This window comes from Arthrobacter pascens, from assembly GCF_030815585.1.
In the GTDB taxonomy this organism is placed as follows: Bacteria; Actinomycetota; Actinomycetes; order Actinomycetales; family Micrococcaceae; genus Arthrobacter; species Arthrobacter pascens_A.
On sequence record NZ_JAUSWY010000001.1, the window covers coordinates 122,557 to 146,010 of the forward strand.

Below are 23,454 nucleotides of genomic sequence, written 5' to 3' on the forward strand. Positions count from 1 at the left end.
GCCTCGAGGCCGTCGTCGGGCTCGCAATTAGGCAGCTCTGCTCGCCGCTAGGCTCGTTTCCCGGCTTCGGCAGCAGGTGCTCCGGGTGCCGGAGCGCTAAACGGACAGGACGAAGCCCTCTTCGCTCAGTGTGCGGAGCCGCTTCACAAAATCAGTTTGGTGTGTTCCGAGTGGGCCGAAGAACTCCCGGTCCGCCGCCTCGACGGCGAAGTTGGCCTTGTTGGCCACTGCTACACCCTCGGGGGTGACAGCAAGTGCACGCGCTCGCGCATCCGTGGGGTGGGGGAGGCGGCGGAGAAGTCCTTTGGCTTCCAGTGTTCGGAGCACTTGGGAGGTCATCATCGGGTCAGTGCGGGCGTGGGTTGCCAGGTCTTTTTGGGTGACCGGGTTGTCCGAATGCAGCCATGCGAGGGTGGCCAGCAGGACGAATTGCACGTGGGTGAGGTCGAACGGTTGCAGTGTTGCACGCATGACGGCCTGCCACGTGTTCGTCACGCGCCACAGCATCAGGCCCGGGCTGTCGTCCGCGTCGTCGAACGCACTGGCCAAGTTCTTTGCCACGCTGGCCACTCCTCAGGTCATCCGGGATCTGAGGATCTCGACATCCGCTTGCTCCAGCGGGATGAGGCCACGACGGAGTTGATAGCCCCAGTTCCGTGAGGCTGTCAGTTTCAAGAGGCCTTTGACGTTTTCGACGTCGACCGGCCTGGTGTCCTCATAGTGGACCCGTCGACGAAATGGCTTGAAATCGCCCTCATCGCCCTGCCAGATCTCATTGTCCGCGACGGTTCCGAGTGCTGTGAAACGCCGAAGAGGCGTTCCATCGCCCAGGCGTTCGGCGGGCGAATAGTAGACAATGGTGTCGCCGGCTTTCATCCGGGCAAGCCCCGCTCTCTTCCCGTGGCCGATCTGCGCGATTCCGAGGCTGACACCCCGGCGCACATGCTCGCCGGACACGACGCCCAGCCACGCGTTCACTCTTCCTCCACGATCCGCACGAGCCGTTCGAGGTCGGCCTGGGCTGACTCCCTGAAGCCTCCGCCAAGGATCTTTGCCCAGATGAAAGCTAGTGGACCGCTGATCCAGATGCGGACACCCAGATCAGTCTGGCCATCCGTGGCCCGCGCCGTGTGCTGGAATACGAGTCGCGCGCCCGGAAGCAGCGTTGTGTCGGTGTATTCCCTGTCCTTTTCGAGGGTTGTCACGACGAAATTCAGCTTCGGTCCACCTTTTGGTTTCATGGTGCCGCGGGATCCGACCGCGAGAGGGTGGTCGGCGCGCACCCAGTCCGTATCGGGGGACCAGGATGCCCAGGTATCGTGCTGGATCCAGCGGGCGTAGTAGTCCGCAGGGGAAGCGGTGGATGTGGCATGTGCCTGAACGATCTCAATCATGGGAACTAGTATGCGCGCTTACTATATTGAGGGCAAGCTTTGCGTGGTATGAAAACTGCAGGGCAGGCGCCGTTGCGCGCCCCTGCTGCCGAGCCAGCGGGTTCCTGGGCGAGGACGCCGGCCTCGGACAGGAATGCCATGGCCTGGACGTGAGTTGCTTGTCCGGCTTCCGACGTCAGTCCAGGGGAAGGGTGATGGATACCCGGGTGCCTTTGCCGGGGGCGGAGTCTATGGCGATGGTGCCGTGAGCTTGGTGCACGGCCATGGTCATCAGGTGCACACCGTATCCATGCTTCCGGCCGCCGGCCGACTGGCTCGCCGGGTTGAAGCCGACGCCGTTGTCCGTGACCGTAAGCCGGACGCCGTGGTAGACGGCTGCGAGCCGGACGGTCAGGTCGGTGGCGTGGGCGTACTTGAAAGCATTGGCGAGTGTTTCCTGAGCAGCCTGGTAGAGAAGCCCAGCACTGCTTGCCGGAATTTCGACCCCATGGTGCGGCGTCTCCCAGTGCACCGAGACTCCCTCCCGGCGCAGTGGAACGGTAAGCTTGTCGATGCAGCCGGCGAGTCCCAGGGTGTGGAACTCATCGGTGAGGTCATCCGTGATGACGCTACCGGCCGAACCTTGTTCGAGAGTTGCTGAATGACTCACGGCGTTCCCTGCTTCCTTGCATCCCTAACGGTATCTTCGCCCACCTGGCCCGATTTGACCGGCGTCCCTTGAGTTAATTGTGGATTTCCACCATCAAGGGTCCCGGCAGTTATCCGCAGCTTGCGTGCAGGTTTACGGAAATGTTCAGCAAGCATGATCAAACTGCTCCTGCGGGACGTGTGAAACTCGCGCGCCTACGACTGAAACGTTGATTTAACCAGCTCGAAACCTACGTTGGTATTGCGGCCATACAGTTGAAGCCAGACGGCAATAGCTGCCCTCCGATGTGCGCGGTAAGGACTCCGCGTTCCTCCTCCGGAGCGGCTCTCCGGGCAATTTCCGTTCTCTCTTCGCATCACGAAAGGGGTTTCCCATGGATTCGGGAAATGTCGCTTGGATTCTGGCCAGCTCCGCACTGGTCTGTATGATGATTCCCGCCCTGGCCCTGTTCTACGGGGGCATGGTGGGGTCCCGTCGCATTCTCAACATGATGATGATGTGCTTCGGCGGCGCAAGCCTGGTTGCTGTGCTCTGGGCATTGTTCGGCTACTCAATGGCCTTCGGAAATTCAGCCGGAGGCCTGGGCCTGATCGGCGATGTCACCGAATTCCCCGGCATGGGCCAACTGCTCGCCGCGGATGAGGCCGCGTCCATTCCGGTCATCCTCTTCGCAGCATTCCAGCTGTTCTTCGCGTGTGTCACCACGGCCCTGGTTGCGGGAGCGGCAGCCGGGCGCATGAAGTTCGGAGCCTGGATGCTGTTTGCCGGGATCTGGGCCACTATCGTCTACTTCCCCATCGCGCACTGGGTGTTCGCGTTCTCCTCGGCTGACGGCAGCGTCACGGGTGGCTGGATCGCCAGCGGCATCAAGGCCATTGACTTTGCAGGCGGAACCGCCGTGCACATGAACGCCGGTGCCGCTGCCTTGGCTCTGGCCCTCGTACTGGGCAAGAGCTCTGGCTGGCCGAAGATGGAACACACCAAACCCCACAGCCGGCCGCTCGTGCTGGTCGGGGCGGGACTCCTCTGGGTTGGCTGGTTCGGCTTCAATGCCGGCTCCGCACTTTCCGCGGGCCAGTCCGCCTCGGTAGTCTTCCTCAACACGGCCGTGGCTGCCTCCGCCGGCCTCCTCGCCTGGGCATTGGTTGAACGGCTCCGCAGCGGTGCCGCCACCAGCATGGGTGCAGCTTCCGGCCTGATTTCGGCACTGGTTGCCATCACACCCGCCTGTGGTGCGGTGAGCCCCCTCGGCGCCCTGGCCATTGGGGCCATCGCCGGAGCCGTCTGTTCATTGGCCATCGAGCTGAAGTTCCGCCTGGGCTTCGACGATTCGCTCGACGTCGTCGGCGTCCACCTGGTCGGCGGCATCCTGGGAACCCTGCTCATCGGGCTGTTCGCCACGGATGCTGCCCCGAACGGTGTGAGCGGCCTCTTCTACGGCGGCGGCGTTGAATTGCTCGGCGTCCAGGCGCTGGCCACGGTCAGCGTTCTGGTCTACTCCTTCGGCATCACCTGGATCCTCGCAAAGATCCTGGACCGGATTGTGGGCCTGCGCATCAAGCCCGAGGACGAATTGCGCGGCATCGACCTCGCCGCCCACTCGGAGGCCGCGTACCTCACGGATGAAGACCCGGTGGAGCTTGGCTCCCATCACAGGGTCTGATCTCCAGCACAAGGACCCCGGGTAGTTTCTGACACTTTCGGGGCACGGGTCAGGCAGAGGGCTGAACCGCGGAGGACCGATGCCAGCAGCTGGTGATGGTTCCGCGGTTCGGCCCTTCGCTGTTCCGGTGCTGGTACTTAGGACCAGCACCGGCATCAGACATTTGTGGAGACCAGGTTGCCATCCTGATTTTCCTGTAGCTGCCATTCCTCCCATTCCACGGCAGGGGCAACCTCAAAGTCGTTCAGGTCAAAGCCGGGTCCAGGTCCGGGTAGGGCTCCAGGGCGCGTTCGAGTTCGATGGCCGGATCGGGATCTTCGGGAAACTCCGGGCCGCCAGGCGTGCCCGCTTCGAGGTGGAGGAGATCCTCCGGCCAGTCGGGCGGTTCCCAGTCCTGTTGTTCGCTGGGGTAGGTGCGTCCCGCTGGTGAGATCCAGCCGGGAGGCTTGTCGATGCTGGCGCCTATCGGCATCCAACCAGTGGTGTGTTTTAGGCGGTGGTGTTTGCGGCAGGGTTGGCCGAGGTTGCTGATGCCGGTGGTGCCGCCGCGGGCCCAGGCGTGGAGGTGGTCGGCGTCGTTGTCGAGGGAGTGGTTGTTGCAGCCGGGGAACGGGCATTTGCCGTCCCTGAGCCGGAGCCATTGCCGCAGGGTTTTAGGGATGCGGTAGCTCGTCCGGCCGATTTCCAGGGGTGCACCGTCGCGGGGATCTGTCAGAACGCGGAGGAACGAGGTTGCGCCGTCGGCGACGAGGCGGCGGGCCATGGACGGCGGGATCGGTCCGTACCCGTCCAGGATTGTCAGTTCATTGGTGGTGCCGAGGAGGGACATGACCGGGACTGTGACGAGGACCTGGGCGGTCGGGGACGGGACATCACTGCCCGTGCCGGTGACGCCGCCTGTTCCGCTACCGGCCGTGTCGCCGGTGGTGTTGTTTGTGAGGAGCCAGGTGGCGGCCGCGTCGGCGCGGAGCTGGGTGAGGGTCCTGGCCTCGGTCGGGCCTTGGAGGGCGCGGGCTGCGGTGGTGGTGCGGTTCCAGATCCCGGCGGCTTGGTCGGCGGGGAGGTAGGCGGAGAGCCAGGCCATGCCGTCCCGGTCCGGGGCGTACTCCAGGCGCCGGTCCTGGAGGCCCTTGGCATGGCGCTTCTCGATGGATACGGGGTGGTGGCGTTCGCGCCAGGTGCGGGCCTTGGTGCGGAACCGGGACGGGACGAGCTCCCCGGCCGGGCAGCTGCGGGCGGGGTTCACCGCGTCGGGGTCCAGGAAGTGCGCTTCGAGCGCCTTGGCGCCGTCGGGGTCGAGGTTGGCGGTTTCATCAACCATTACCCTCGCGTGCTGCCAGGAAATCGTCCCGGCCTGCAGCGCGGACAGGGTCAGGGGCAGGGCGGTGGTGAGTTCGTGGGACTCGGACAGCAGGACCCCCGGCGGAGCCTGTCAAGTTATTTGTGTAAGTGAGGTGCTGCCTCATCGGTTCAGGTAGGGTCCGATTCGGTCGGGATAGTTCAGGACGAGGATGCCAAGGGCTTCACTCCATCCCTGCGTGAAGGTGCCCTCAACGAGTTTGTCCACGGTCTTGGAACGGTTGCTGCGAGTCTTGGAGTCCAGTTTTGACCGTTCCTTGGCGCGTTTGTCTTCGATGTTGCAGATGGCCAGCCAGAGCAGCTTCACTGCGGCCTGGTCGTTAGGGAAATGCCCGCGGTTCTTGATGATCTTGCGCAGCTGGTAATTCAGGGACTCGATCGCATTGGTCGTGTAGATGATGCGTCTGACCGGCGGCGGGAACGCCAGGAACGGGGTGAACTTCTCCCAGCCGTTGCGCCAGGTCCGAACCGTTGCGGGGTACTTCCGTCCCAGATCGGAGGCCTCGAAGCCATCGAGCGCCTCCTGCGCGGCGTCGGCCGTCGGGGCGGTGTAGACCGGTCTCAGGGCCGCAGCGACTTTTTTCCGGTCCTGATAGCCGATGAACCGCATCGAGGCGCGGATCAGGTGCACCACGCACGTCTGGATCGTCGCGGCCGGCCAGGTCGCGGCGACCGCTTCGGGGAAGCCGGTCAGCCCGTCGCAGCAGACAATGAGCACGTCCCTGACACCGCGGTTGGCCAGTTCAGCACAGACGCCTGCCCAGAATTTCGCGCCTTCGCTGGCCTCGACCCAGATGCCCAGGACGTGCTTGATGCCCTCCATGTCCACGCCCACGGCGATGTGCGCGGCACGGTTCTGGACCTGGTGCCCGTCACGGACCTTGATGACGATCGCGTCCAGATAGAGGATCGGATACAGCGGATCCAGCGGGCGCTTCTGCCACTCCAGCACCTCGTCGAGGACCTCGTCGGTGATCTTCGAGATGGTCTCCTGGGAGAGCTCGGTTCCAAGCGTGGACTCCAGATGATGGGCGATGTCCCGGACCGTCATCCCGCCGGCGTAAAGACTGATGATCATGTCATCCAGGCCGGCAGTCCGGCGCGCTCCCTTGGGAACCAGATGCGGGATGAACGACCCGTCACGGTCCCGCGGAACAGCCAGATCCACGTCCCCGGCAGAGGTTCCCAGCGTCTTCGGATAGGACCCGTTGCGCGAATTGGGCAGGAACCGCCCGACCGGATCGCCCTTGTCATAGCCCAAGTGCCCGGACAGCTCGGCCTGCAGCCCTCGTTCGAGCGAGGCCTTGATTAGCTGCTGTATGAAACCGTCCTTGCCATCGAGCTCCAGCCGGCCGGAATCGATCTGTGCCATCAGCTCATCAAACACGCCGGAGGCCTTCAAAGCATCCATGCTGCCCGCCGCAGCAGCCCTGCGTGCCAACTCCTCCGGAAGAACTTCACGGGGTTCAGTCATAGCCACAATGATTCTCCAATCACCCCAGCGACTACATCCCTCCTACACAATCAATCTGACACCCTCCCCCGGCGGTGCGTTCGCTGACCGTCAGGACACACGCGACCTCAGCAACCACTGCCATCTCCTGCGCCGTCGCCTCCTGCGGGGTGGCGGCCGGCGACGCTAACGCCCTGGCTCCATCGGCGTATCTGGCCGTGAGGTGCACTATCAGGGCGGCCATTTTGGCTTCTGCACGCTTCGCCTCAGCGAGTCCGTCCAGGCACGCATCGGTCTGGTCCCGGAGGGGGTCACCACCGGCGGAGCCCGGGTTGCCCGTCGCGTGGCGGACAAGAACAGCAAGCGCAGCGACGGAGGCCTCGATGGCCTCCAGCGTCTCCACAGCTGCCCCGCTTTCCATACCCAAAGCATCCCAGCAGGCACCGACAATTAACCCGGACCCGGTTCTGACGGGAATGTCCGGCCGCCTCACTTTCTGGGGCGAGGGCGCCAGCGGGCTGAAGTTTCCGAGCGCTCAGTCCTTGAAGAGGCCTGCCAGGTCCTCGGCCGTGATGGCACCGCCGGAGAGGGCATCGCCTTCCATCACGTCGGCGAACAGCTGCGATTTCCGTGCTTTCAGGGCCATGACCTTTTCCTCGATCGTGTCCTTGGCCACCAGCCGGTAGACCATCACGTTCCGCGCCTGACCGATCCTGTGCGTACGGTCCACGGCCTGCGCTTCGGAGGCAGGGTTCCACCACGGGTCCAGCAGGAACACATAGTCCGCCTCTGTCAGGTTCAGGCCAAATCCTCCGGCCTTCAATGAAATCAGGAACACCGGCGCGCTGCCGTTCTTGAACTCATTCACGACATCAGTACGGTTTCGGGTGCCGCCATCGAGATAGCAGAACTCGATCTTCTCCTCGACCAGCCGTTCGCGCACCTTGCCCAGGAAGCCTGTGAACTGGCTGAAGATCAGGGCCCGGTGGCCTTCCGCCACCAGGTCCTCAAGCTGTTCGAAGAGAACGTCCAGCTTGCTGGACCGCACTCCGGAGAGCGACGGATCCACCAGCGAGGCGTCCAGGCTGAGCTGCCGCAGCAGAGTGAGCGACTGGAAGATGGTGAAGCGGTTCTTGTTGACGTCCTCGATCAGGCCCAGGATCTTCTGCCGCTCGCGCTGCAGGTGCGTCTGGTAGACCTTCTGGTGCCGCGGGTTCAGAACCACTTCCAGGATCTGCTCCTGCTTGGGCGGCAGGTCCTGGATGACCTGATCCTTGGTGCGGCGCATCATGAGCGGACGGACCCGACGGCGGAGCTTCTCCAGCTGCCCCTTGTCGCCGTTCTTTTCCACCGGCTTCTGGTAATACTCGGCGAACCGCTTGGGGCTCGCGAACAGGCCCGGCGCCACGATGGAGGTCAGCGCCCAGAACTCCATGAGGTTGTTCTCCAGCGGCGTGCCGGTGACGGCCAGTTTGAACGCCGCGGGCAGCTTGCGGGCGCACTGGTACGCCTTGGACTGGTGGTTCTTCACAAACTGGGCTTCATCCAGCACCAGCCCTGCCCAGCTCTTGGAGGCGTAGGAGTCGTAGTCGATCCGGAACAGGGCATAGGAGGTGATGACGATGTCCGCGCCAGCCAGGGCTTCGGCCGCGTCCTGGCTGTTCTTCGCGAACGTTTCGCCGATGGCCCTGACCGTGAGTCCGGGGGCAAAGCGGGCCGCTTCCGCCGCCCAGTTGCCCACCACGCTGGTGGGGGCCACCACCAGAAAGGGAGCGGAGCCGGCCACGCCGTCCACGGCGGCATCCTCCTTGGCAGCGCACATCAGCGCGAGCGCCTGCACCGTTTTCCCCAGGCCCATGTCGTCCGCGAGCACCCCGCCCAGGCTGTGCCGGTACAGGAAGCTGAGCCAGTTGAAGCCCTCCAGCTGATAGGGACGCAGCTCGGCGTTAAGCGAATCCGGCAGCGGCAGTCCGTTCACCCCGCCGTCGAGCAGTCCACCCACCGCCTCCCGCCACGCAGCCGCCTGCTCATCAACGATGCCCAAGTGTGCCAGCTCGTCCCATAGCCCGGCCTGGAAGCGGCTGATCTGCAGGGGTGCGTCCTTGTTGTCCTGCAGCGAGCGGGCCTCTTCAATGAGGGCCCGCAGCTGGTGTAGTTCGGGCAGATCCAGGGAGAAGTAGGCGCCGCTGGGCAGCAGCATCTTGGTCTGCCCGGCGGCCAAGGCGGAGAACACCGCGGCAAAGGACACCGGCTGGCCCTCAAGGCTGATCTGAATGCCCAGGTCGAACCAGTCGCGCTGTTCCGTGGCCTTGGTGGAGATGGAGACCACGGGGGCTTCCTCGGCTTCGCGGTAGTCTGCGATGTCCCCGGAGGTGTCCACCGCAACGTCCGGCGCTTTCCGGAGCTGGGGCAGCACTTCCTCGGTGAAGGCCAGCGTGTCCAGGCCGCTTAGTTCGGCGGAAGCGGCCAGGCGGGGCGTGCCCCAGCCGCCCGTTGCGGATTCGCCCAGGCCGGGGACCAGGTCCCAGGGCTGGCCGATGCCCTCAAGGATCCGGGCCTCCGCCGTGTCGTCACGGTAGCCGTGGTCACCGGGGTGGCGCCACAGCGGCTGGGCCGTGACCAGGTTTCCGGACTTGTAGTGCCATTCCCAATGCAGGCGGACCTTGTGGCCGGCGCCGTAGTTCGCCAGCAGGGAGAGGGTGGGGACGGCCAGCGTCGGCAGCTCCACGGATTCGTCCTTCGCCGTGACCCGGGCAGCCTGCTTCAGCTTGGGGTAGAAACCGGTGAGGAAGCGTGTTTCGTCCCGGGCCGGAATGTGCAGGGTGCTGCCGGCCGTCACAAACGTCAGCAGCTCCTCGCTCAGCCCGCTCTCCAGCGGAGCCAGCGTGATCACGTTCTCCGCCGCAACACCGGGGAGCGTGTCCCCGCCGGAAGTCAGGAAGATGCCGTGCGCCGGGCGGCCGATGGTCCCCACGGAAGCCGGATCAACCTCCGCCCCCTCAACGGTGATGGTGGGCGCGAGCTCCAGCCCGCCGTCGTCGTCCGTTTTTCCGGTGTCTTCACCGGTGGGGCCGCTGACGGTGGGGCCGCTGACGGTGGGCCCGCTGACGGGGGAGCCGAAACGGCTCAGGTTAAGCCCGACGGCGGCAGGGGACTCCGCGAGCCGGACCGGCTCGGTGCCGCGGCTGTGGACCAGGGCCAGGCCGATCTTCTTGGCGTCAGCCAGCAGGCTCCACATGTTCTTGCCGGCGAAGGTGTTCAGGCCCAGCCAAAGGGCGGAGGAGTTGTGCAGGCGGTTGGCGGCGGCGGTGTGGGCGGCGAGGAACGTCTGCATCCACTCCACGTGTGCCTCGTTGCATTCGCGCCGGAAGTTCAGGTAGCTGAGGGTGTTCCAGGAGACGTCGCCGCGGATCCATTTGCCCTTGGCCCCCATGATGACCGGACGGGCCTTGAGCTGGCGGACGCTGCGGAGCGGGTCCCGGCGGCCGGTGTAGGAGAAGTGCGGCGCAGGCTCCTCGATGTCGAATTGCAGCGCCAGCGGGATGCCATTCGTGGACTGGGTGATGCCGGGCTGCGAAATGAGCGGGCTCAGGGCCTGCTCCCAGTCGGCGAGCTCCAGGGCGGCGGGCTGGCGGGACAGCCGCGACACGTCAGCCGGAGCCAGCAGCTGGACGCGGGTGGCCGGGTTGTCCTCGGCTGCGAACAGCAGCGCGGCCACGTGCTTGCAGTCCTTGCGCACTGGGCAGCTGCACACGCCCACGGTGCAGCTCCAGCCACCGGCCCTACGGACCAGCTTGGCTGTGGTGGAGTACGGCATCTCGGCGCCTCCCCGGACTTTGCCGAGCATCAGCCCCGTGGCGGCGTCAAACGAGATCCCGGAAACGCGGCTACCCATGGCATACGCCAGCCCGGCCGCGAGTGAGCGGTCGTTGATGGCGGGAGTCTGTATTGCCAGTGCCGCACTCTCGTCCGGTTGGGATGGCATGGTGCGCGCTACTTTCAGCAGGCCACGGCGGTGCCGTGTCCGATGGTTGGTTATCTGATCCATCTTAGTTCGCCCGGCGAGGCCCCGCCGCCTGTCCAGCCTCAGCCGCCGACGTCGCGGGAAACGTGCGCGTTAGCCGGAAGCTCCCAGCGAGCCGGCAGGCTTCCCGCGAATTCGACGGCGGATGCCGGTTGGGGCGCGGGTAGACTCAACCAGTGCGCGCGTATTGGGAGCTGGCCAAGTCGTCCTTCCGACGCCATTCCACGTACCGTCTGGCCGCATTCTCCGGAGCCTTCACCAACTCTGTCTTCGGCCTGATCAGGGCGTCCCTGCTGCTGTCGGCCATTTCGACGGCGGGAGGAAGCATCGGCGGTTACTCCGCCGTCGAGGCGGCAACCTATGTGTGGTTGGGCCAGGCCCTGCTGTCCCCCCTGGGGATCTTCGGCAGCGCCGAATTGGCCAGCCGGGTCAAGAGCGGGGACATCGCCGTGGACCTCTCCCGATCGGTAAACCTCACAGCGTCATACTGGGCGCAGGACCTCGGCCGGGCGGCCTTCGACATCCTGCCCAGGGGAGTGCCGCCGCTGGTCATCGGCGCTCTTGTCACAGGGCTGTCGCTTCCCACGTCGGCTGGCCCCTACGTGCTCGGCTTCGTCTCGGTCTTGGCGGCCCTGACCCTGAACTTCCTGGGATTCTTCGTCATCAACCTGCTCTCTTTCTGGGTGGTGGAGATCCGCGGCTACTGGATGCTGTATATGGTCCTCATGAACCTGCTCTCCGGGTTCCTGGTGCCGGTGACGTGGTTCCCGCAGTGGATGCTGGACTTTGCCCGGGCCACTCCTTTCCCTTCTATGCTGCAGACCCCGGTGGACATCCTGGCGGGAAGGACCGACGGCGCCCAGAGCCTGGCGCTGGTGGGCGTCCAGCTGCTGTGGCTGGCCGTACTGCTGGCCGGCACCCAGCTGATGGTCCGCTACGGTTCACGGAAGCTGGTGGTGCAGGGTGGCTGACGATCCATCAGTGAACAGCCAAACAGTGGACCGCCCGGCTGCTGACAGTTCCCCGGTCACGAACGCCAAGCTGCTGCGGCTGCTGGTTTCAGCCCGGTTGCGTTCGCAGACTGCCTACCGGGGGAGCTTCGCCGCCGACGTCGCCGGGCAGATGATGCTGGCGCTGACGGAGTTTGTGGAGCTGTATGCGATTGTGCATAACATCCCCACGTTCGGGGGCATGACCTTTGCCCAGGCCCTGCTCGTGTTCGCCTTCGCGTCAGTGGGGTTCTCCATCGGCGACCTGATCCTGGGCGAGACCGATTCCATGAGCGAGGCTATCCGCACCGGAAAGTTGGAAGTACTGCTGATCCGGCCGCTTCCGGTGCTGCTGCAGCTCATGACGTCGGACTTCCAGCTCCGCAGGGTGGGCCGGCTGGTTTTCGCCCTGATCGCATTGGCGGCCGCGCTGTTCCTGACGGACATCCAGTGGGACCCGGCAAAGGTGGCACTGTTCATCGTCACGCCGCTGGCGGGTGCCGCGATTTTCGGTGCGCTGTTCGTCGGGGCAGGGGCGGTGCAGTTCTGGCTTCTGGACGGGCGTCAGTTCGCCAACGCGTTCACATACGGCGGCCGCTACGTGGCGTCCATGCCTGGCGCGGCGATGTTCCTGCCGCTGCAGGTCTTTTTCACATTTGTGGTCCCCGCAACGCTGGTGGCCTACGCTCCCAGCCTGGTCCTCCTGGGGCTGGACGGACCCGCGGGAATACCCAGCTGGACCGGCTGGCTGGGGCTGCCTGCCGCCGTCGTCCTTTGGGGACTCATGCTGTTGCTGTGGCGGGCGGCCATCAGAAAGTACACCGGAGCAGGGGGATAAATGATTATCGAGGCAGAAGCGCTGAGCCGGAACTTTACCGTGGCGGAAGCGGTGGGAGGCCGGGGACTGGGCAGGCTGCGGCGCCGCTCCCGCACGGTGCACGCCGTCCGGGACGTGAGTTTCACGGTGGAGCAGGGAGAGGCCGTGGGCTATATCGGCGCCAACGGCGCGGGGAAGTCGACCACCATCAAGATGCTCACCGGCATCCTGGTGCCTTCTTCGGGGCGGGTGACGGTCTGCGGGCTGCAGCCTGTGCCGCAGCGGCAGGCGCTGGCGCGGAAGATCGGCGTGGTGTTCGGGCAGCGCTCGCAGCTCTGGTGGGACCTGCCCCTGAAGGATTCGTTCCCCATCCTGGGAGCCATGCACCGCCAGCCGGAGAGCCGATGGCGGCCACGTTTCCAGGAGTTGGCCGAGCAGATGGGCCTGGATCCCTTTCTCGGAACTCCGGTGCGCCAACTGTCCCTGGGGCAGCGGATGCGCGGTGAAGTGGCTGCGGCGCTGCTGCACCGTCCCGAACTGGTGATCCTGGACGAACCAACTATCGGCCTGGACATGATCAGCAAGGAGAGCCTGCGCCGCTTCCTGGATTTTGAGCGCCGGGAGAACGGCACCACGCTGCTGCTGACCACCCACGACATGAGCGATGTCCAACGTCTCTGCCACCGGATCCTGGTGGTGGACGACGGCGCCATCGCCTTTGACGGTCCGCTCACCGGACTGGCGGAAGTGGCGGAGGCCCGGCGCACCATGGTGGTTGACTTCAGTTCGCCGCTGCCCGTCCCTGACCTGATCCTGCCCCAGGGCGCCGTCCATCTGGGTGCTGAGTCCGAGGGGATCCGTCACCGCATTGCGTTCGATCCCCGCCGGCTGTCAGCATCGGCCCTGCTGGCGGCCGTCGCTGCCAGGGCCGAGGTGGCTGATCTGTCACTGCACGAGCCGGATATCGAAGACCTCGTGCGGCAGCTGTACACCTCGGCCCGGTAGCCGGAGCCCCCGCAGGAGCTGCGACCGGGTTCGCCGGGTTCGCCGGGTGACCCAGGAACGGGAGCCCAAACTTCGCACGACGTTCACTTTCTCCTCAACCCGGGATCTGCCCTGCCCACGTAGCGTGAAAAGTGTTCTGAGCACCATCGGCATTCAGCAGTAAGGATTCCCATGACCACGAGCCAACAGCCTGTCGTTCTGACCACCGGCAGCATCGAAGCAAGCGACGAGGAAGTCGTCGACGCGAACGTCAGCGTGGTTGATGCCATGCACAAGGAACTGCTCCACACCGACGAGATGTCCCCGGTGGCCCTCCGCAGTTACTACGTGGATTTCTACCTCACGCAGTCCCTGGAGGGCGGCTTCGCCCAGTACGTATTCACGTCCCTCGACCGGGACGAGACCGACACCCTCATCCGCGAAGGCATGGCAGCCATGGGCGCCACCGCCCACCTGGATCTGTTCAACAGGACCGTTGAGGCCTTCGAGGACCTGTCCGAGGAGGATGAGGAGCGCTACCTCGACGGCGGCCTGGACGAGGATGAGGAAAGCTCGGACGGCGTGCGCGGCATGGAGGAGCTTGACGGCGAATTCGAGGAGCTGCTTGAGACCGAGAACATCACCGCCCTCAACGCGGCCTGGCTCCGCGGGCAGGAAGCACTGCTGGTGCTGGACGAAGAGGAGCTCAAAGCCCACATCGAGCGGCTCGTGGCGCTTATCCCCGACCTCGCCGAGCGCCAGGCCAAAGCCGACGCCGAGGCCCTGGAGAATGCGCCGGAGTTCGAGATCATCATCCGCGAACTGTGCGACATTGCCGGCTACGCCCTGCAGAAGATCACCATGGGCGACCCCAACTACCTGCACCACGGGGAGAAGATGCTGGCCTGGCACTTCAGCACTGACCACGGAGACTTCATCATGGTCGAAGAGGACGACGAAGCGTTCATGATCAACCCCCAAACCCAGGAAATCGTGGCCGCCGTGGAGTTCGAGGACGCCGACGAAGACCTGGTGGACGCCTAAAGCCCTCCGGATTCGCCGGAAGCCTGCCAGTACGCCGGAAACTCGCGGCGGATTGGCAGGCTTCCGGCGATTTCGGCGGCGGAAGGGGGCTCCGGATCGTCAGCCAGGCCCTGACCGTAATGCCGTCCCAAGAAGATATTCGGAAGAATTTCCAGGCGGCCGTAACTTTTCCCGGCCGGCCAGCGATGTAGGTGGTGAGTGGTTCCCACGGAGCCGCATCTGAATTGTCTTCTATGTTTTGGAGTGTCGTATGTCCTTGTTCACTGTTCTTGCCACCAGTAAAGTTGCAGCCGGATTCCTGGCCGCGGGCACCTTGGCCGTCGGCGGAACCGGCATCGCCGCTGCTTCGGGAGTCCTTCCGGCGGACGCCCAGCAGACCGCCCACGAACTGCTCGGCGCCCCGGCTCCGCAGCTGGCCACCGATGCAGCAGCAGCGGCAGCTGGCTCAGCAGACGCTTCCGGCACCGCAGCAGTGTCCGGCGACGAGGTGGCAGCAAACGCGAACGCCTCGGCTGCGGCAGGTACCGAAGTTGACGCTGCCGGCGCAGCGGCCATCGGCCTCTGCACGGCTTTCGCCAACGGCGGACTGAACGCCTCCTCCGAAGGCTTCGCCTCGCTGGCTGTTGCTGCCAAGGGTGAAGCAAACGTGGAGAGCTTCTGCACGGACGTAGCTGCCAAGGCCGGCGCTGCCGCTGACGCCAAGGCTGCTGCCGAGGGCTCCGTCGCTGTTGAGGCCGAGCTTCCCGAGCTGCCTGCTGTCCCCGCGGTTCCGGCTGTCCCCGCCGTGCCGGCTGTTCCGGGCATCGACGGACTGCCGGCCGTTCCCGCTGTTCCGGCCGTGCCTGCAGTCCCGGGCGACGCAGTGGACGCTCCTTCCGTTTCGGCCCACTAGCAGCCCTTCAGCTAGTCTGGACTGCGGGACCGGCCCTTGAGGGGCCGGATTCCCGCAGTCCACATGGCAGTCCAAGAGGCAGTGGAGAAGTCCGCGCCGGATACCGGGATGTGTGAGTCCGCAGCCCGCGATGGAGGAGCCGCCGGTGCTTGACACTTTGGCCGAAGAAGACATCGAGATACTCGCAGACACAGCCGGAACCGACCCGGCCGTGCTCTTTGGCGCTGTCTACCGTTCCTTCTCCGGCGCCGTGCTGGGCTACCTCCGCGCCCGAGGTGTCGATGACCCCGAGGCCGTCACCCAGGATGTGTTCCTGGCTTTCTTTCCGAAAATCGGTGAACTTACCGGCGGACTCCAAGGCGCCAAGTCGCTGTTATTCTCAATCGCCCACGCCCGGATGGTGGACTATTACCGCCGGCTGGAACGCAGGCCCGATTTCACCCCTTATGATCCGCTGCAGGACGGGCGCAGTACGGCTTCGGCCGAGGACCACGCGCTGGGCCACGACGGCGGCGCGGCTGCCCTGTTGGACGGCCTCGCTGATGACCACCGGGAAGTTCTGGCCCTCCGCGTTGTGGCGGATCTCTCCATCGAACAGGTGGCCGGCATCATGGGCAAATCCCAAGGCGCCATTAAGCAGCTGCAACGCAGGGCGCTGCAAAATCTCAAGGACCAGACGCTAAGAAGAAACCAGGCACATCATGAGTGACATCGCAGGCTCCAGCAACGGCGGGGCTGTTGAGCAGCTACTGCTCGAAGCAGAGCTGGACGGCGACGACGGACTCCGCCCTGTCCTGCTTGAGCTCCGGGCTTTGGCAACCGAACAGCCGGAGCCCTCTGCAGCGGTGGCGGCCCTGATGGTTCCCGCAGCCCACCAGCAGGCAGCAGCAGGGCCCGTAGCCGGAGCAGCGACTGATGAGCTCGCCGCACGCCGCCGGGCGAAGCGCCGGATCACGCTCACCACGCTCTCGGTGGCGGTCTCGCTGGCCGCCGGCGGTGCGGTTGCCGCCGCCTCGGACCAGGGCATCCGGGACTCCTTCGGCCACGCAGTCACGTCCTTCGTGTCCACAGTGGGCGGCGGACCCGTGAACCAACCTGCGGAAACCCCAGCCCCGGTTCCTGCCCAGCCCGGGGGTTCCGCGTCCGTGCCGGCTCCAACAGCCCCTGCGCCGGCCCCCAGCGCGCCGGGTGCAGACCCTGCGCAGGGACCGCAGAACCTTCCCTCCCCGGCCACGTCACAGCCAGTGCACCTGCCGGAGCTTCCCGTGCCGGAGAACCTCACTCCGGGCGTTCCAGGCGGCCCCCTCAACGGCGCGCCCCCTAACGGCGAGGGACAGCCCCCGGCACTGCCCCTTCCGGCCACACCTCCGGTCCCGCTGCCCAGTCCGGCTCCATAAGCTCCGGCTCCCTGAGCCCTGTTCCGTAACCACAGCCTGCTTTCGTACAGCCCAATTTCGTACAGCCCGGTGCGGCAACCGCAGTGGGCCGGGCTCCTGTCAGTACGCCGCCCCCGCCTTCTTGATCATCTCCCCGGCCGGGTTCGCCAGGTACCAGACGTCGTTGACGCCTTGGCCCAGGACATCGCCGGGGTTCTTGTCCTGGGCGAAGTAGTACAGCGGGAGGCCGTTCAGCGTCAGCTGCTTTGCCCCATCCGGCGTCGTAATTGTTCCCACTGTGCCCGTGACCCCCTCAGCGGCTGGTGTGGCCGCCGTGCTGGTGACTGGCGGCCACGCGGTGAGGCAGGCACCGGTGCAGGCGCTGGTGCCGGAGTCCTTCACGTCCTTGGTGAAGAAATAGACGCTCATGCCCTTGGCATCCACAACGATGGTGCCCGCGCTGGAGGACGCTGTCTTGAGGTCGACGGCGGCTGCCGCAGTTGGGGAGGTCGCGGTCGGCGCGGGGGAGGTAGTTGCAGGAGTTGTTGTGGTCGTTCCGGGGCTTCCGCCGCAGCCTGTCAGAGCGGCCGCAAGGGCCAGAGCGGCAAAACCTGCGCCTAGATGCTGTTTCATGTGAATGCTCCTTGGCTGGTGCCCGGCGTCGGATCACCGGACGCTAACCGGTACGACGCACCAGGGTGAAGAATGGTTCAAATGAACGTTTTAGCGCCAACGGACGTCGTATCAGCCGGGATGCGTAAGGGGTAGTTCCGGGCAGAACCTTGACGCAGGATCCAGGGACAGGAGAAGGCTGGCATGCCGCTGGACGAAGATGTGGTTGCAGCGATTTACCGCGAACACGGCACCGCCCTGCGCCGCTTTGTCCTCAGCGCGTCCCGCGACCCCCAGCTGGCCGAGGACGTGGTCCAGGAGACCGTGCTCCGCGTCTGGCAGCAGGCCCCGGACATCACCGGAAGCCTGCGCAGCTACCTGTTCAGGACCGCGCGGAACATTATGATCGACAACTATCGCAAGGCCCAGCGGCGGCCGGCAGAAGCCATGGAACGCGAGCTCACCGATCCCGCGGACGCCGTGGAGCGCGTGGACGAGCTTCTCAACCGGGTGCTCATGGAGGAGGCCCTGCTCCGGCTCAGCACCGAACACCGGGACGTCCTGGTAGCCCTGCACTACCGCCGCTTCACCGTCAACGAGGCCTCCGTGCAGCTGAACATCCCCAGCGGAACGGTGAAGTCGCGGGCCTTTTACGCGGTGCGCGCCCTGCGGACCATCCTGGATGAAATGGGGGTGGAACGGTGAGCGACTCCGAACTGCACCAGCTGCTGGGCGCCTACCTGCTGGGCGGGCTGGACGCCGAGGATACGCTTCGCTTCCAGGCCCACATTCAAGAGTGTGCGGACTGCCAGGCGGAACTGGCCGAGCTGGAGAAACTGCCGACCCTGCTGAACGCCCTTCCCGTACCGGACGCGGTGGCGCTCACCGCCAGCCGCGGCACGGCGGCGGGCGCTGAGCCTGTCCCGTCCGTTCCGCGCGCGGTCCTTGACCGACTGGCCGCCCGGCGTCGGACATCACGACGGCGGCGGGCCGCTCTGGTGGGCGCCGTGGCGGCCGCATGCCTTGCGCTGGGCCTGGCTGCCGGGCCGGTACTCAACCGTCCCCCGCAGCCGGACGCCAGCTACTCCGTGCAGTCCGGAGACGGATTGCGGTTCAGTATTGACCTGGCGCGGAAAACGTGGGGCACTGAACTCGCAGTGAACGGCAGCAGCTTGCCGCTGGACGGGACACTTTCGCTTTGGATCCGGGACCGCGACGGCGGGGAGGACCGGGCGTGTGCGTGGACCGCCACGCCTAGCGGCCGGGTCAAGGTCACCGGCGCCACGCCGGTTCAGCTGGCCAGCATCGCCAGCGTGGAGCTGCGGGACGGATCCCAGCACACGGTTGCTGAGATCAGCGTGCCGTGATTCTTGGCCATGACCGCTGTGTTACGAGCTCCCCTTGTTACGGCCTCGTGTGCGTGCGGAACTCGGCCACCAGCTCCGGATCCTCGCATGCCCGGGCGAATGCTTCAATCCGCTTTTCGATCTCGCGGCCCAGCAGCCAGGCGCCCATCCTCTCCGCCACCGGCCGCAACCACGCCGGTCGGCAGGAGAAGGTGTACTTCCAGACTGCCCGTGTGCCGCCGTCGTCCGCGGTGAAGCGCCACCCGCCACCGAAATTCTTAAAGAACCAGGGTCCGGACACCATTGTCATGCCCACGTTCCTGGGTGGTGAGTAGGAGACGTATTCGCTCACCATCACCAGGGCCAGGCGTGACACGGTCCGTGTCCGGACGCCCTTCCCGGCAGAGGCGGCGCCGTCGAGGAAGCCCTGGGCTGAGATGAAGGGGTCCCACTTGAGCCGGAATCCGCCGGTGGTCTGGGAGAAGGCAAAGGCCGTCTCCGGATCGAGGCGGATGAGGCGTTCGGCGCGTACCTGGGGCATGCGTCCACCCTAGCCGGACAGGGTCGGAGCAGGTCCTGCCGAGCCGTGCCACATAGGAAAAGTGGCCTGGCTACATCCTGGCCAGGCGCGCCCGGACCACCATATAGAGTCCGTAGCAGATCAGCCCGGCGCCCACACCGGCCAGCACGTAGATCCCGAACGGCTGGTCGCGGAGCGCCTTGAGCCCGCCGTCCAGGCCGGTGGATTCCTCCGGATGCGCCCGCACGGTGGCGATCACGATGAGCAGCCCCGTCAGCAGGAGCACAACCCCCTTGGCGACGTAGCCCGTCATACCCAGCGCCGTGACTCCCGTCCGGGCTGCACCGGACGAGGGGAGCGCCAAGTGCTTTTCGAAGGATTTCATCATCCCGCGGATCGCGTACACCACACCGGTGATGGCCACGCCGGCACCCACCAGGACCAGGAGCGCCACACCTCCCGGCGCCCGGATGACGGTGACGGTGAGGTCGGTCGCGGACTGCTGGTTGTCGGCGCTGGAACCGGTGCCCGTGGCGAACGAAGCGAGCGTCAGTGCGAGTCCGGCGAAGACCAGAGCCTGGGCCGCCGCTACGAGCTTTTTCCCGGCTTTCTCCTTGGTAGGCAGGTGGTTGAAGTCAAAGATGGCATCGCTGGCCTGCCAAAGGGAGAGCGCCGCACACGCTGCGAAGCTGCTCCACAGCAGGATCGGGCCCGCGGGCTGGCTGGCAAGTTCGGCTACGGCTCCGCTGACGTCCGCGCTGCCGCCTCCGCCAGTGGCCAGCCGGATGGCGATGGTCCCCACCAGGAGATGCAGGATGCCGCTCACCGCAAAACCGGCCCTGGCCAGCAACTCCACTGTGCGTGAGTTGGTGACGTCCTCCGCCGCATCGGCGGCCTGCCTGAGTTCTCTTTTGATGGTCATTCCTTTGTGAAGCGCCAATGGTGCGCAGTTCCTGGTGCCCCACCATAAGGCCAATCGTGCCACGGGAACATAGTCCCGAACAGTCCCGGTCGACGTCGAGCGCGAACTGGCAGATAGCGACCCTTTCGAGCGGATTTGAGGGTGTTACCTGCCTGTTCGCGCCAGTGGATGGGGAGTGATCCCCATCGCCGTGGGCTGGCGTCTGTGCGACGATGAGCGTCAGCGATAGACCCTGAACCACAAACTTCTCCGGGGGAGACAGCATGACTTTTTACGGCGCTGACGTTAGCCAGCTGCGCGAGCTGGCCAAGGCCGCAGACAAGGCTGCCTCGTTGCTCAGCAGCCGGGCCAGCTCCCTGCAAAGCCAGATCCAGGCCGCCCCGTGGAAGGGGGCTGACAGCGAGCAGTTCCGTCAGGACTGGACGGGGAGCCATCGCCCAGGCCTGGAGCGGGTGGTATCCAGTCTCCGCCACAATTCCAAGCTCCTCCTGCAGCACGCAGATGAGCAGGAAAAATCTTCGGCCAGTTCAACGGGCGGCACCGGCACGAGCGCGTGGGACAAGATCAAGGCTATGGCCCAGCAGGCATCGGACTGGCTCCAGGAACAGGCCAAGCAGGCCGCCGCGGCCGCCGAGCACCGCGCGGAGCTGGAAAACGGCCTGGACAAGATGCTCGACGCGAGCCCCGAAGAACAAGCCAAATGGTGGGACAGCCTGTCAGCCGCGGACAGGAAGTACCTGATCGAGGGCGAAGGCGAGAACGGCCCGTTCGCCGAGGACCTGATGAAGATGGATGGCGGCATCCCCAACTCCGCCCAGGAACAGGCCAAGCACCACCTTCAGGAGCTGGCCAAGGCGGACATCCCGGTCTACACGGAGACCGGGAAGGCATCGGTCGAGGCCAGGGTCGCCTGGGTCCACGGCGGCGCCGAGGTGGGCACCGAAGTGGTAGAGAACGCGGACGGCTCGGCCACGATGAAGGTTTACGGAAACATGGGCCTGGGCGTCAATGACGCCAGCGGCGCGGCAGGCGTCACGCTCAACGGGGAAGTGTCCCGCGAGTACACCTTCGACAGCGTTGAGGAGGCCATGGCCGCGCGCGAGCAGATGTACACGGACCTTCCCCCGGACAGCGTGGGCGAGATCAAGGATGTGGCCGGCAACCCGCCCGGCTACATTCTGGACACCATCAACGATGCAGCTGATGACAACGGATCCACCGGCCAGTCGGACAAGGCCAAGGGAACTCTTTCCCTTGAGGCCGAAGGCGAGTCGGGCCCCGCGTCAGGTTCGGCGAAGCTCGATCTTGCCTATGAACGGAATCTGACCGATGGCACCGCCACCGCCAGCGGCGAGGTGTCCGCCCAGGGCAAACTGGACCTCGACGGCCGCGTATTCGAGGCGTCCGGCAAGGGCGGCCTGGAAGTGAACCTGGACAAGGGCAGCAACATCGAGTCCGTTTCCCTGTCCATGGACGGAACTGTGGCAGAAGGCGCCACAGCGGGAACTGACGTCAAGGCAGCCAAGGTTGAGTCCACAGTGACAGTCGGCACCCAGGGCACCGTCAAGATCGATGTTGAGTATTCGCCGGAGAACAAGGCCGTGATCGACAGCTACATGCGGAACGTGGCGCTGGGCAACACCGCGGGCGCAGCCTCCGATGCCGCCAAACTGTACGAGGCCGGTTCCGCCACCGTTCAGGTCAACAGCGTGGTGACGGCGTCCAACGAGGCAGGATTTGACGTCAAGGTGGGCGAGGTGGAACTCAAGACCGAGAACCAGGCCACCACCAACGTCTCCACGTACTATAAGGTGCCGAACGACACGAAGCTTGAGAGGCTCTGACGTGCCGGTGCTGCGTCCAGTCCCGTCCCCATCATCAGCCGGCCCGGCCAAGACGTATTGCTGAAGGAGCAACCATGTCAGTGCATATCGAATCCCCGCTCGGCTTCACGGCAGATTTTCCAGAGCACACCCAGGTCCTGGAGGACTCCACCGCTGGGCCCAACACCGAACAGTATGGCCTGCTGGGCGACGTCTTGGTAACGGTCATCAAGGACGAAACGTCCGTCCAAGGCGCCCCGCAGGCCAATGGCTGGGCCCACCTGATGTCCACGTTCTACATCGAAGAGCGCGAAGGGACCCTCCTGACCGAAGGCGAACTGAACCTGTCCGGCAAGGCCGCATACGCCGTGGTGGTGGGCTACACGGACTCGGCCGGGTCGGGGAAAGTCGCTGCAACCGTGGGCATATGGGAAAACGACCGGTTCATCGGCGTCGTGGTGATCTGGCCGTACGTCAACCCGGAGATCGAGCCGCGGCTCGGCATGCTCAAGGAGATCGTAGCCGCCATCAGCGTAAGTTGATGGCCGGCTCAGCGGGTGCTGGCTTCTGACCTGATCCGCTGACGAAGCCAGCCGGCGTTACCGCCGGCGGTAGCAGAGGTCAAAGATCAGCCGGCCGGCCTCGTGTGCCTTCGCCTCGAAGCTGGTACGGATCCGGCCCTCAAAGCGCGGGGCCCACCCGCCGGTTTCGTCCACGCCCTCGTTTGGCCCGGTGTGCAAAGTGCTCACCGGAGCGCGGCCTTCCCTGACGGGCGCGCCGCCCACCACGGACTCGACGCCGGACTGCCACACCTGGGTGAGCGGGCTCTCGGGACCGTGGCGTTCGCCATTGTGCAGGTTTTCGAAGTCCTCGGAACCAGCCAGGACGTCCCGGACGTGGACGGCGTAATTGGACCAGTCGGTGGCGATGCGCCAGAGCCCGCCCTTCTTCAGGGCGCGGGCAGCCAGTTCAGCAAACTCCGGCTGGATGAGACGGCGTTTGTGGTGGCGCGATTTGTGCCAGGGATCGGGAAAGAACACCCACAGCTCGCTGACCGAGCCGGAGGGCAGCATGGTGGCGAGGACCTCCGGGGCGTTGGCTTCAACCACGCGTACATTGCTGAGCCCTCGGCTGTTGATCTTGATGATGGTGTTGGCGAGGCCCGGGGTGTAGACCTCCACGGCAAGGAAGTCCGTGTCCGGGTTCTGCTCGGCGGCGTGACAAATGGCGTCGCCCAGGCCGGAGCCGATCTCCACCACAAGCGGCGCCTTACGGCCGAATTCCGCCTCCGCGTCGAACGTGTAGTCGGGGTGCACTGAGGTGTTGGCGATGTGCCGGGGGACGTCCACGGCCCAACGGTCCGCATGCTCTTCCCAGGCGGCCTGGCGGCGGCCCTGCAACCGGGTTCCGCGGCGGACAAAGCTGACCGGCCGGCCGCCGTAAGTGCCGAAAGACGCCTGGGTTCCGGGCGTTACCGGCCGCGGGACATGCGGAGGCTGGGGGGTTTCTGGGGTTTCGCTCATCCCTTCCAGAATAGAGGAGATCTTCCGGGTGGCCCGCAGCAGTGGGGGCGGGCAGCAGCCACCG

At 65.5% G+C, this 23,454-nt stretch carries 23 protein-coding genes and 1 pseudogene; 12 read left to right on the forward strand and 12 right to left on the reverse strand.

Annotation, left to right across the window (positions count from 1 at the left end; all coding sequences use genetic code 11):
• Nucleotides 1–96: 96 nt before the first annotated feature.
• The 4 genes from QFZ30_RS00565 to QFZ30_RS00580 form a co-directional block, all read right to left on the reverse strand.
• A complete protein-coding gene (locus QFZ30_RS00565; RefSeq protein ID WP_307072475.1) occupies nt 97–561 on the reverse strand; it encodes a MarR family winged helix-turn-helix transcriptional regulator in 465 nt (154 codons plus the stop codon).
• A gap of 12 nt (nt 562–573) precedes the next feature.
• Nucleotides 574–978, reverse strand: coding sequence for an EVE domain-containing protein (locus QFZ30_RS00570; protein WP_307072477.1), 405 nt, complete (start codon nt 976–978; stop codon nt 574–576).
• Nucleotides 975–1,394 (reverse strand): SRPBCC family protein, encoded by a 420-nt coding sequence (locus tag QFZ30_RS00575; protein ID WP_307072479.1) that lies wholly within the window; start codon nt 1,392–1,394, stop codon nt 975–977. Before QFZ30_RS00575 ends, QFZ30_RS00570 begins: the two co-directional genes overlap by 4 nt.
• A 175-nt stretch (nt 1,395–1,569) precedes the next feature.
• Entirely contained in the window at nt 1,570–2,043 is a 474-nt protein-coding gene (locus tag QFZ30_RS00580; RefSeq protein ID WP_307072480.1) for a sensor histidine kinase, read from the reverse strand.
• 373 nt (nt 2,044–2,416) lie between these two features.
• Between QFZ30_RS00580 and QFZ30_RS00585 the strand changes: the two genes are divergently transcribed.
• A complete protein-coding gene (locus QFZ30_RS00585) occupies nt 2,417–3,706 on the forward strand; it encodes an ammonium transporter (RefSeq protein WP_307072482.1) in 1,290 nt (429 codons plus the stop codon).
• Between the two features lie 244 nt (nt 3,707–3,950).
• Here the strand turns inward: QFZ30_RS00585 and QFZ30_RS00590 are convergent.
• The 4 genes and pseudogenes from QFZ30_RS00590 to QFZ30_RS00605 all read right to left on the reverse strand — a co-directional run.
• Nucleotides 3,951–5,120 (reverse strand): annotated as a pseudogene (locus QFZ30_RS00590) (DUF222 domain-containing protein); the annotation flags it as partial.
• 48 nt (nt 5,121–5,168) lie between these two features.
• On the reverse strand, nt 5,169–6,476 hold the full coding sequence (locus QFZ30_RS00595) for an IS256 family transposase (RefSeq protein ID WP_307079951.1): 1,308 nt from the start codon (nt 6,474–6,476) through the stop codon (nt 5,169–5,171).
• A gap of 94 nt (nt 6,477–6,570) precedes the next feature.
• Nucleotides 6,571–6,939 (reverse strand): hypothetical protein, encoded by a 369-nt coding sequence (locus QFZ30_RS00600; RefSeq protein WP_307072484.1) that lies wholly within the window; start codon nt 6,937–6,939, stop codon nt 6,571–6,573.
• Nucleotides 6,940–7,053: 114 nt separating this feature from the next.
• Nucleotides 7,054–10,503: a DEAD/DEAH box helicase gene (locus tag QFZ30_RS00605; RefSeq protein ID WP_307072486.1), complete on the reverse strand. Its 3,450-nt coding sequence runs from the start codon at nt 10,501–10,503 to the stop codon at nt 7,054–7,056.
• A gap of 215 nt (nt 10,504–10,718) precedes the next feature.
• On the opposite strand from QFZ30_RS00605, the gene QFZ30_RS00610 reads away from it, so the two are divergent.
• The 7 genes from QFZ30_RS00610 to QFZ30_RS00640 all read left to right on the forward strand — a co-directional run bounded on the left by QFZ30_RS00610 (nt 10,719) and on the right by QFZ30_RS00640 (nt 16,665).
• On the forward strand, nt 10,719–11,513 hold the full coding sequence (locus tag QFZ30_RS00610; protein WP_307072487.1) for an ABC transporter permease: 795 nt from the start codon (nt 10,719–10,721) through the stop codon (nt 11,511–11,513).
• A gap of 10 nt (nt 11,514–11,523) precedes the next feature.
• The gene (locus QFZ30_RS00615; RefSeq protein WP_307072489.1) at nt 11,524–12,369 is read left to right on the forward strand and encodes an ABC transporter permease; all 846 of its coding nucleotides are present in this window, start codon (nt 11,524–11,526) and stop codon (nt 12,367–12,369) included.
• Nucleotides 12,370–13,353 carry an ABC transporter ATP-binding protein gene (locus QFZ30_RS00620; protein ID WP_307072491.1) on the forward strand — a complete coding sequence of 328 codons (984 nt, stop codon included), beginning with the start codon at nt 12,370–12,372 and terminating at the stop codon, nt 13,351–13,353.
• Nucleotides 13,354–13,524: 171 nt separating this feature from the next.
• Nucleotides 13,525–14,376, forward strand: coding sequence for a DMP19 family protein (locus QFZ30_RS00625; protein WP_307072493.1), 852 nt, complete (start codon nt 13,525–13,527; stop codon nt 14,374–14,376).
• Between the two features lie 250 nt (nt 14,377–14,626).
• Complete coding sequence (locus QFZ30_RS00630; protein WP_307072495.1) at nt 14,627–15,268, forward strand: protein tyrosine phosphatase; 642 nt, start codon at nt 14,627–14,629, stop codon at nt 15,266–15,268.
• 145 nt (nt 15,269–15,413) lie between these two features.
• Nucleotides 15,414–15,977, forward strand: coding sequence for an RNA polymerase sigma factor (locus QFZ30_RS00635; protein WP_373462784.1), 564 nt, complete (start codon nt 15,414–15,416; stop codon nt 15,975–15,977).
• A complete protein-coding gene (locus tag QFZ30_RS00640; protein ID WP_307072496.1) occupies nt 15,970–16,665 on the forward strand; it encodes a hypothetical protein in 696 nt (231 codons plus the stop codon). Before QFZ30_RS00635 ends, QFZ30_RS00640 begins: the two co-directional genes overlap by 8 nt.
• 99 nt (nt 16,666–16,764) lie before the next feature.
• On the opposite strand, the gene QFZ30_RS00645 is transcribed toward QFZ30_RS00640, so the two are convergent.
• Complete coding sequence (locus tag QFZ30_RS00645; protein ID WP_307072498.1) at nt 16,765–17,277, reverse strand: COG4315 family predicted lipoprotein; 513 nt, start codon at nt 17,275–17,277, stop codon at nt 16,765–16,767.
• Nucleotides 17,278–17,460: 183 nt separating this feature from the next.
• Between QFZ30_RS00645 and QFZ30_RS00650 the strand changes: the two genes are divergently transcribed.
• Together QFZ30_RS00650 and QFZ30_RS00655 are read left to right on the forward strand one after the other, a co-directional pair.
• Nucleotides 17,461–17,961, forward strand: a complete 501-nt coding sequence (locus QFZ30_RS00650) for a sigma-70 family RNA polymerase sigma factor (RefSeq protein WP_307072500.1) — start codon at nt 17,461–17,463, stop codon at nt 17,959–17,961.
• Entirely contained in the window at nt 17,958–18,623 is a 666-nt protein-coding gene (locus QFZ30_RS00655; RefSeq protein WP_307072502.1) for an anti-sigma factor family protein, read from the forward strand. Before QFZ30_RS00650 ends, QFZ30_RS00655 begins: the two co-directional genes overlap by 4 nt.
• A 37-nt stretch (nt 18,624–18,660) precedes the next feature.
• On the opposite strand, the gene QFZ30_RS00660 is transcribed toward QFZ30_RS00655, so the two are convergent.
• Nucleotides 18,661–19,143, reverse strand: coding sequence for an SRPBCC family protein (locus QFZ30_RS00660; protein ID WP_307072504.1), 483 nt, complete (start codon nt 19,141–19,143; stop codon nt 18,661–18,663).
• Between the two features lie 70 nt (nt 19,144–19,213).
• The gene (locus tag QFZ30_RS00665) at nt 19,214–20,044 is read right to left on the reverse strand and encodes a DUF1206 domain-containing protein (RefSeq protein WP_307072506.1); all 831 of its coding nucleotides are present in this window, start codon (nt 20,042–20,044) and stop codon (nt 19,214–19,216) included.
• 263 nt (nt 20,045–20,307) lie between these two features.
• Here QFZ30_RS00665 and QFZ30_RS00670 point away from each other — a divergent pair, with 263 nt between their 5' ends.
• Both QFZ30_RS00670 and QFZ30_RS00675 read left to right on the forward strand, forming a co-directional pair.
• The gene (locus tag QFZ30_RS00670; RefSeq protein ID WP_307072508.1) at nt 20,308–21,888 is read left to right on the forward strand and encodes a hypothetical protein; all 1,581 of its coding nucleotides are present in this window, start codon (nt 20,308–20,310) and stop codon (nt 21,886–21,888) included.
• 74 nt (nt 21,889–21,962) lie between these two features.
• A complete protein-coding gene (locus tag QFZ30_RS00675) occupies nt 21,963–22,409 on the forward strand; it encodes a hypothetical protein (protein ID WP_307072511.1) in 447 nt (148 codons plus the stop codon).
• Nucleotides 22,410–22,466: 57 nt separating this feature from the next.
• Here QFZ30_RS00675 and trmB read toward each other — a convergent pair whose 3' ends face one another.
• Nucleotides 22,467–23,390: a tRNA (guanosine(46)-N7)-methyltransferase TrmB gene (trmB, locus tag QFZ30_RS00680; RefSeq protein WP_307072513.1), complete on the reverse strand. Its 924-nt coding sequence runs from the start codon at nt 23,388–23,390 to the stop codon at nt 22,467–22,469.
• Nucleotides 23,391–23,454 lie beyond the last annotated feature (64 nt).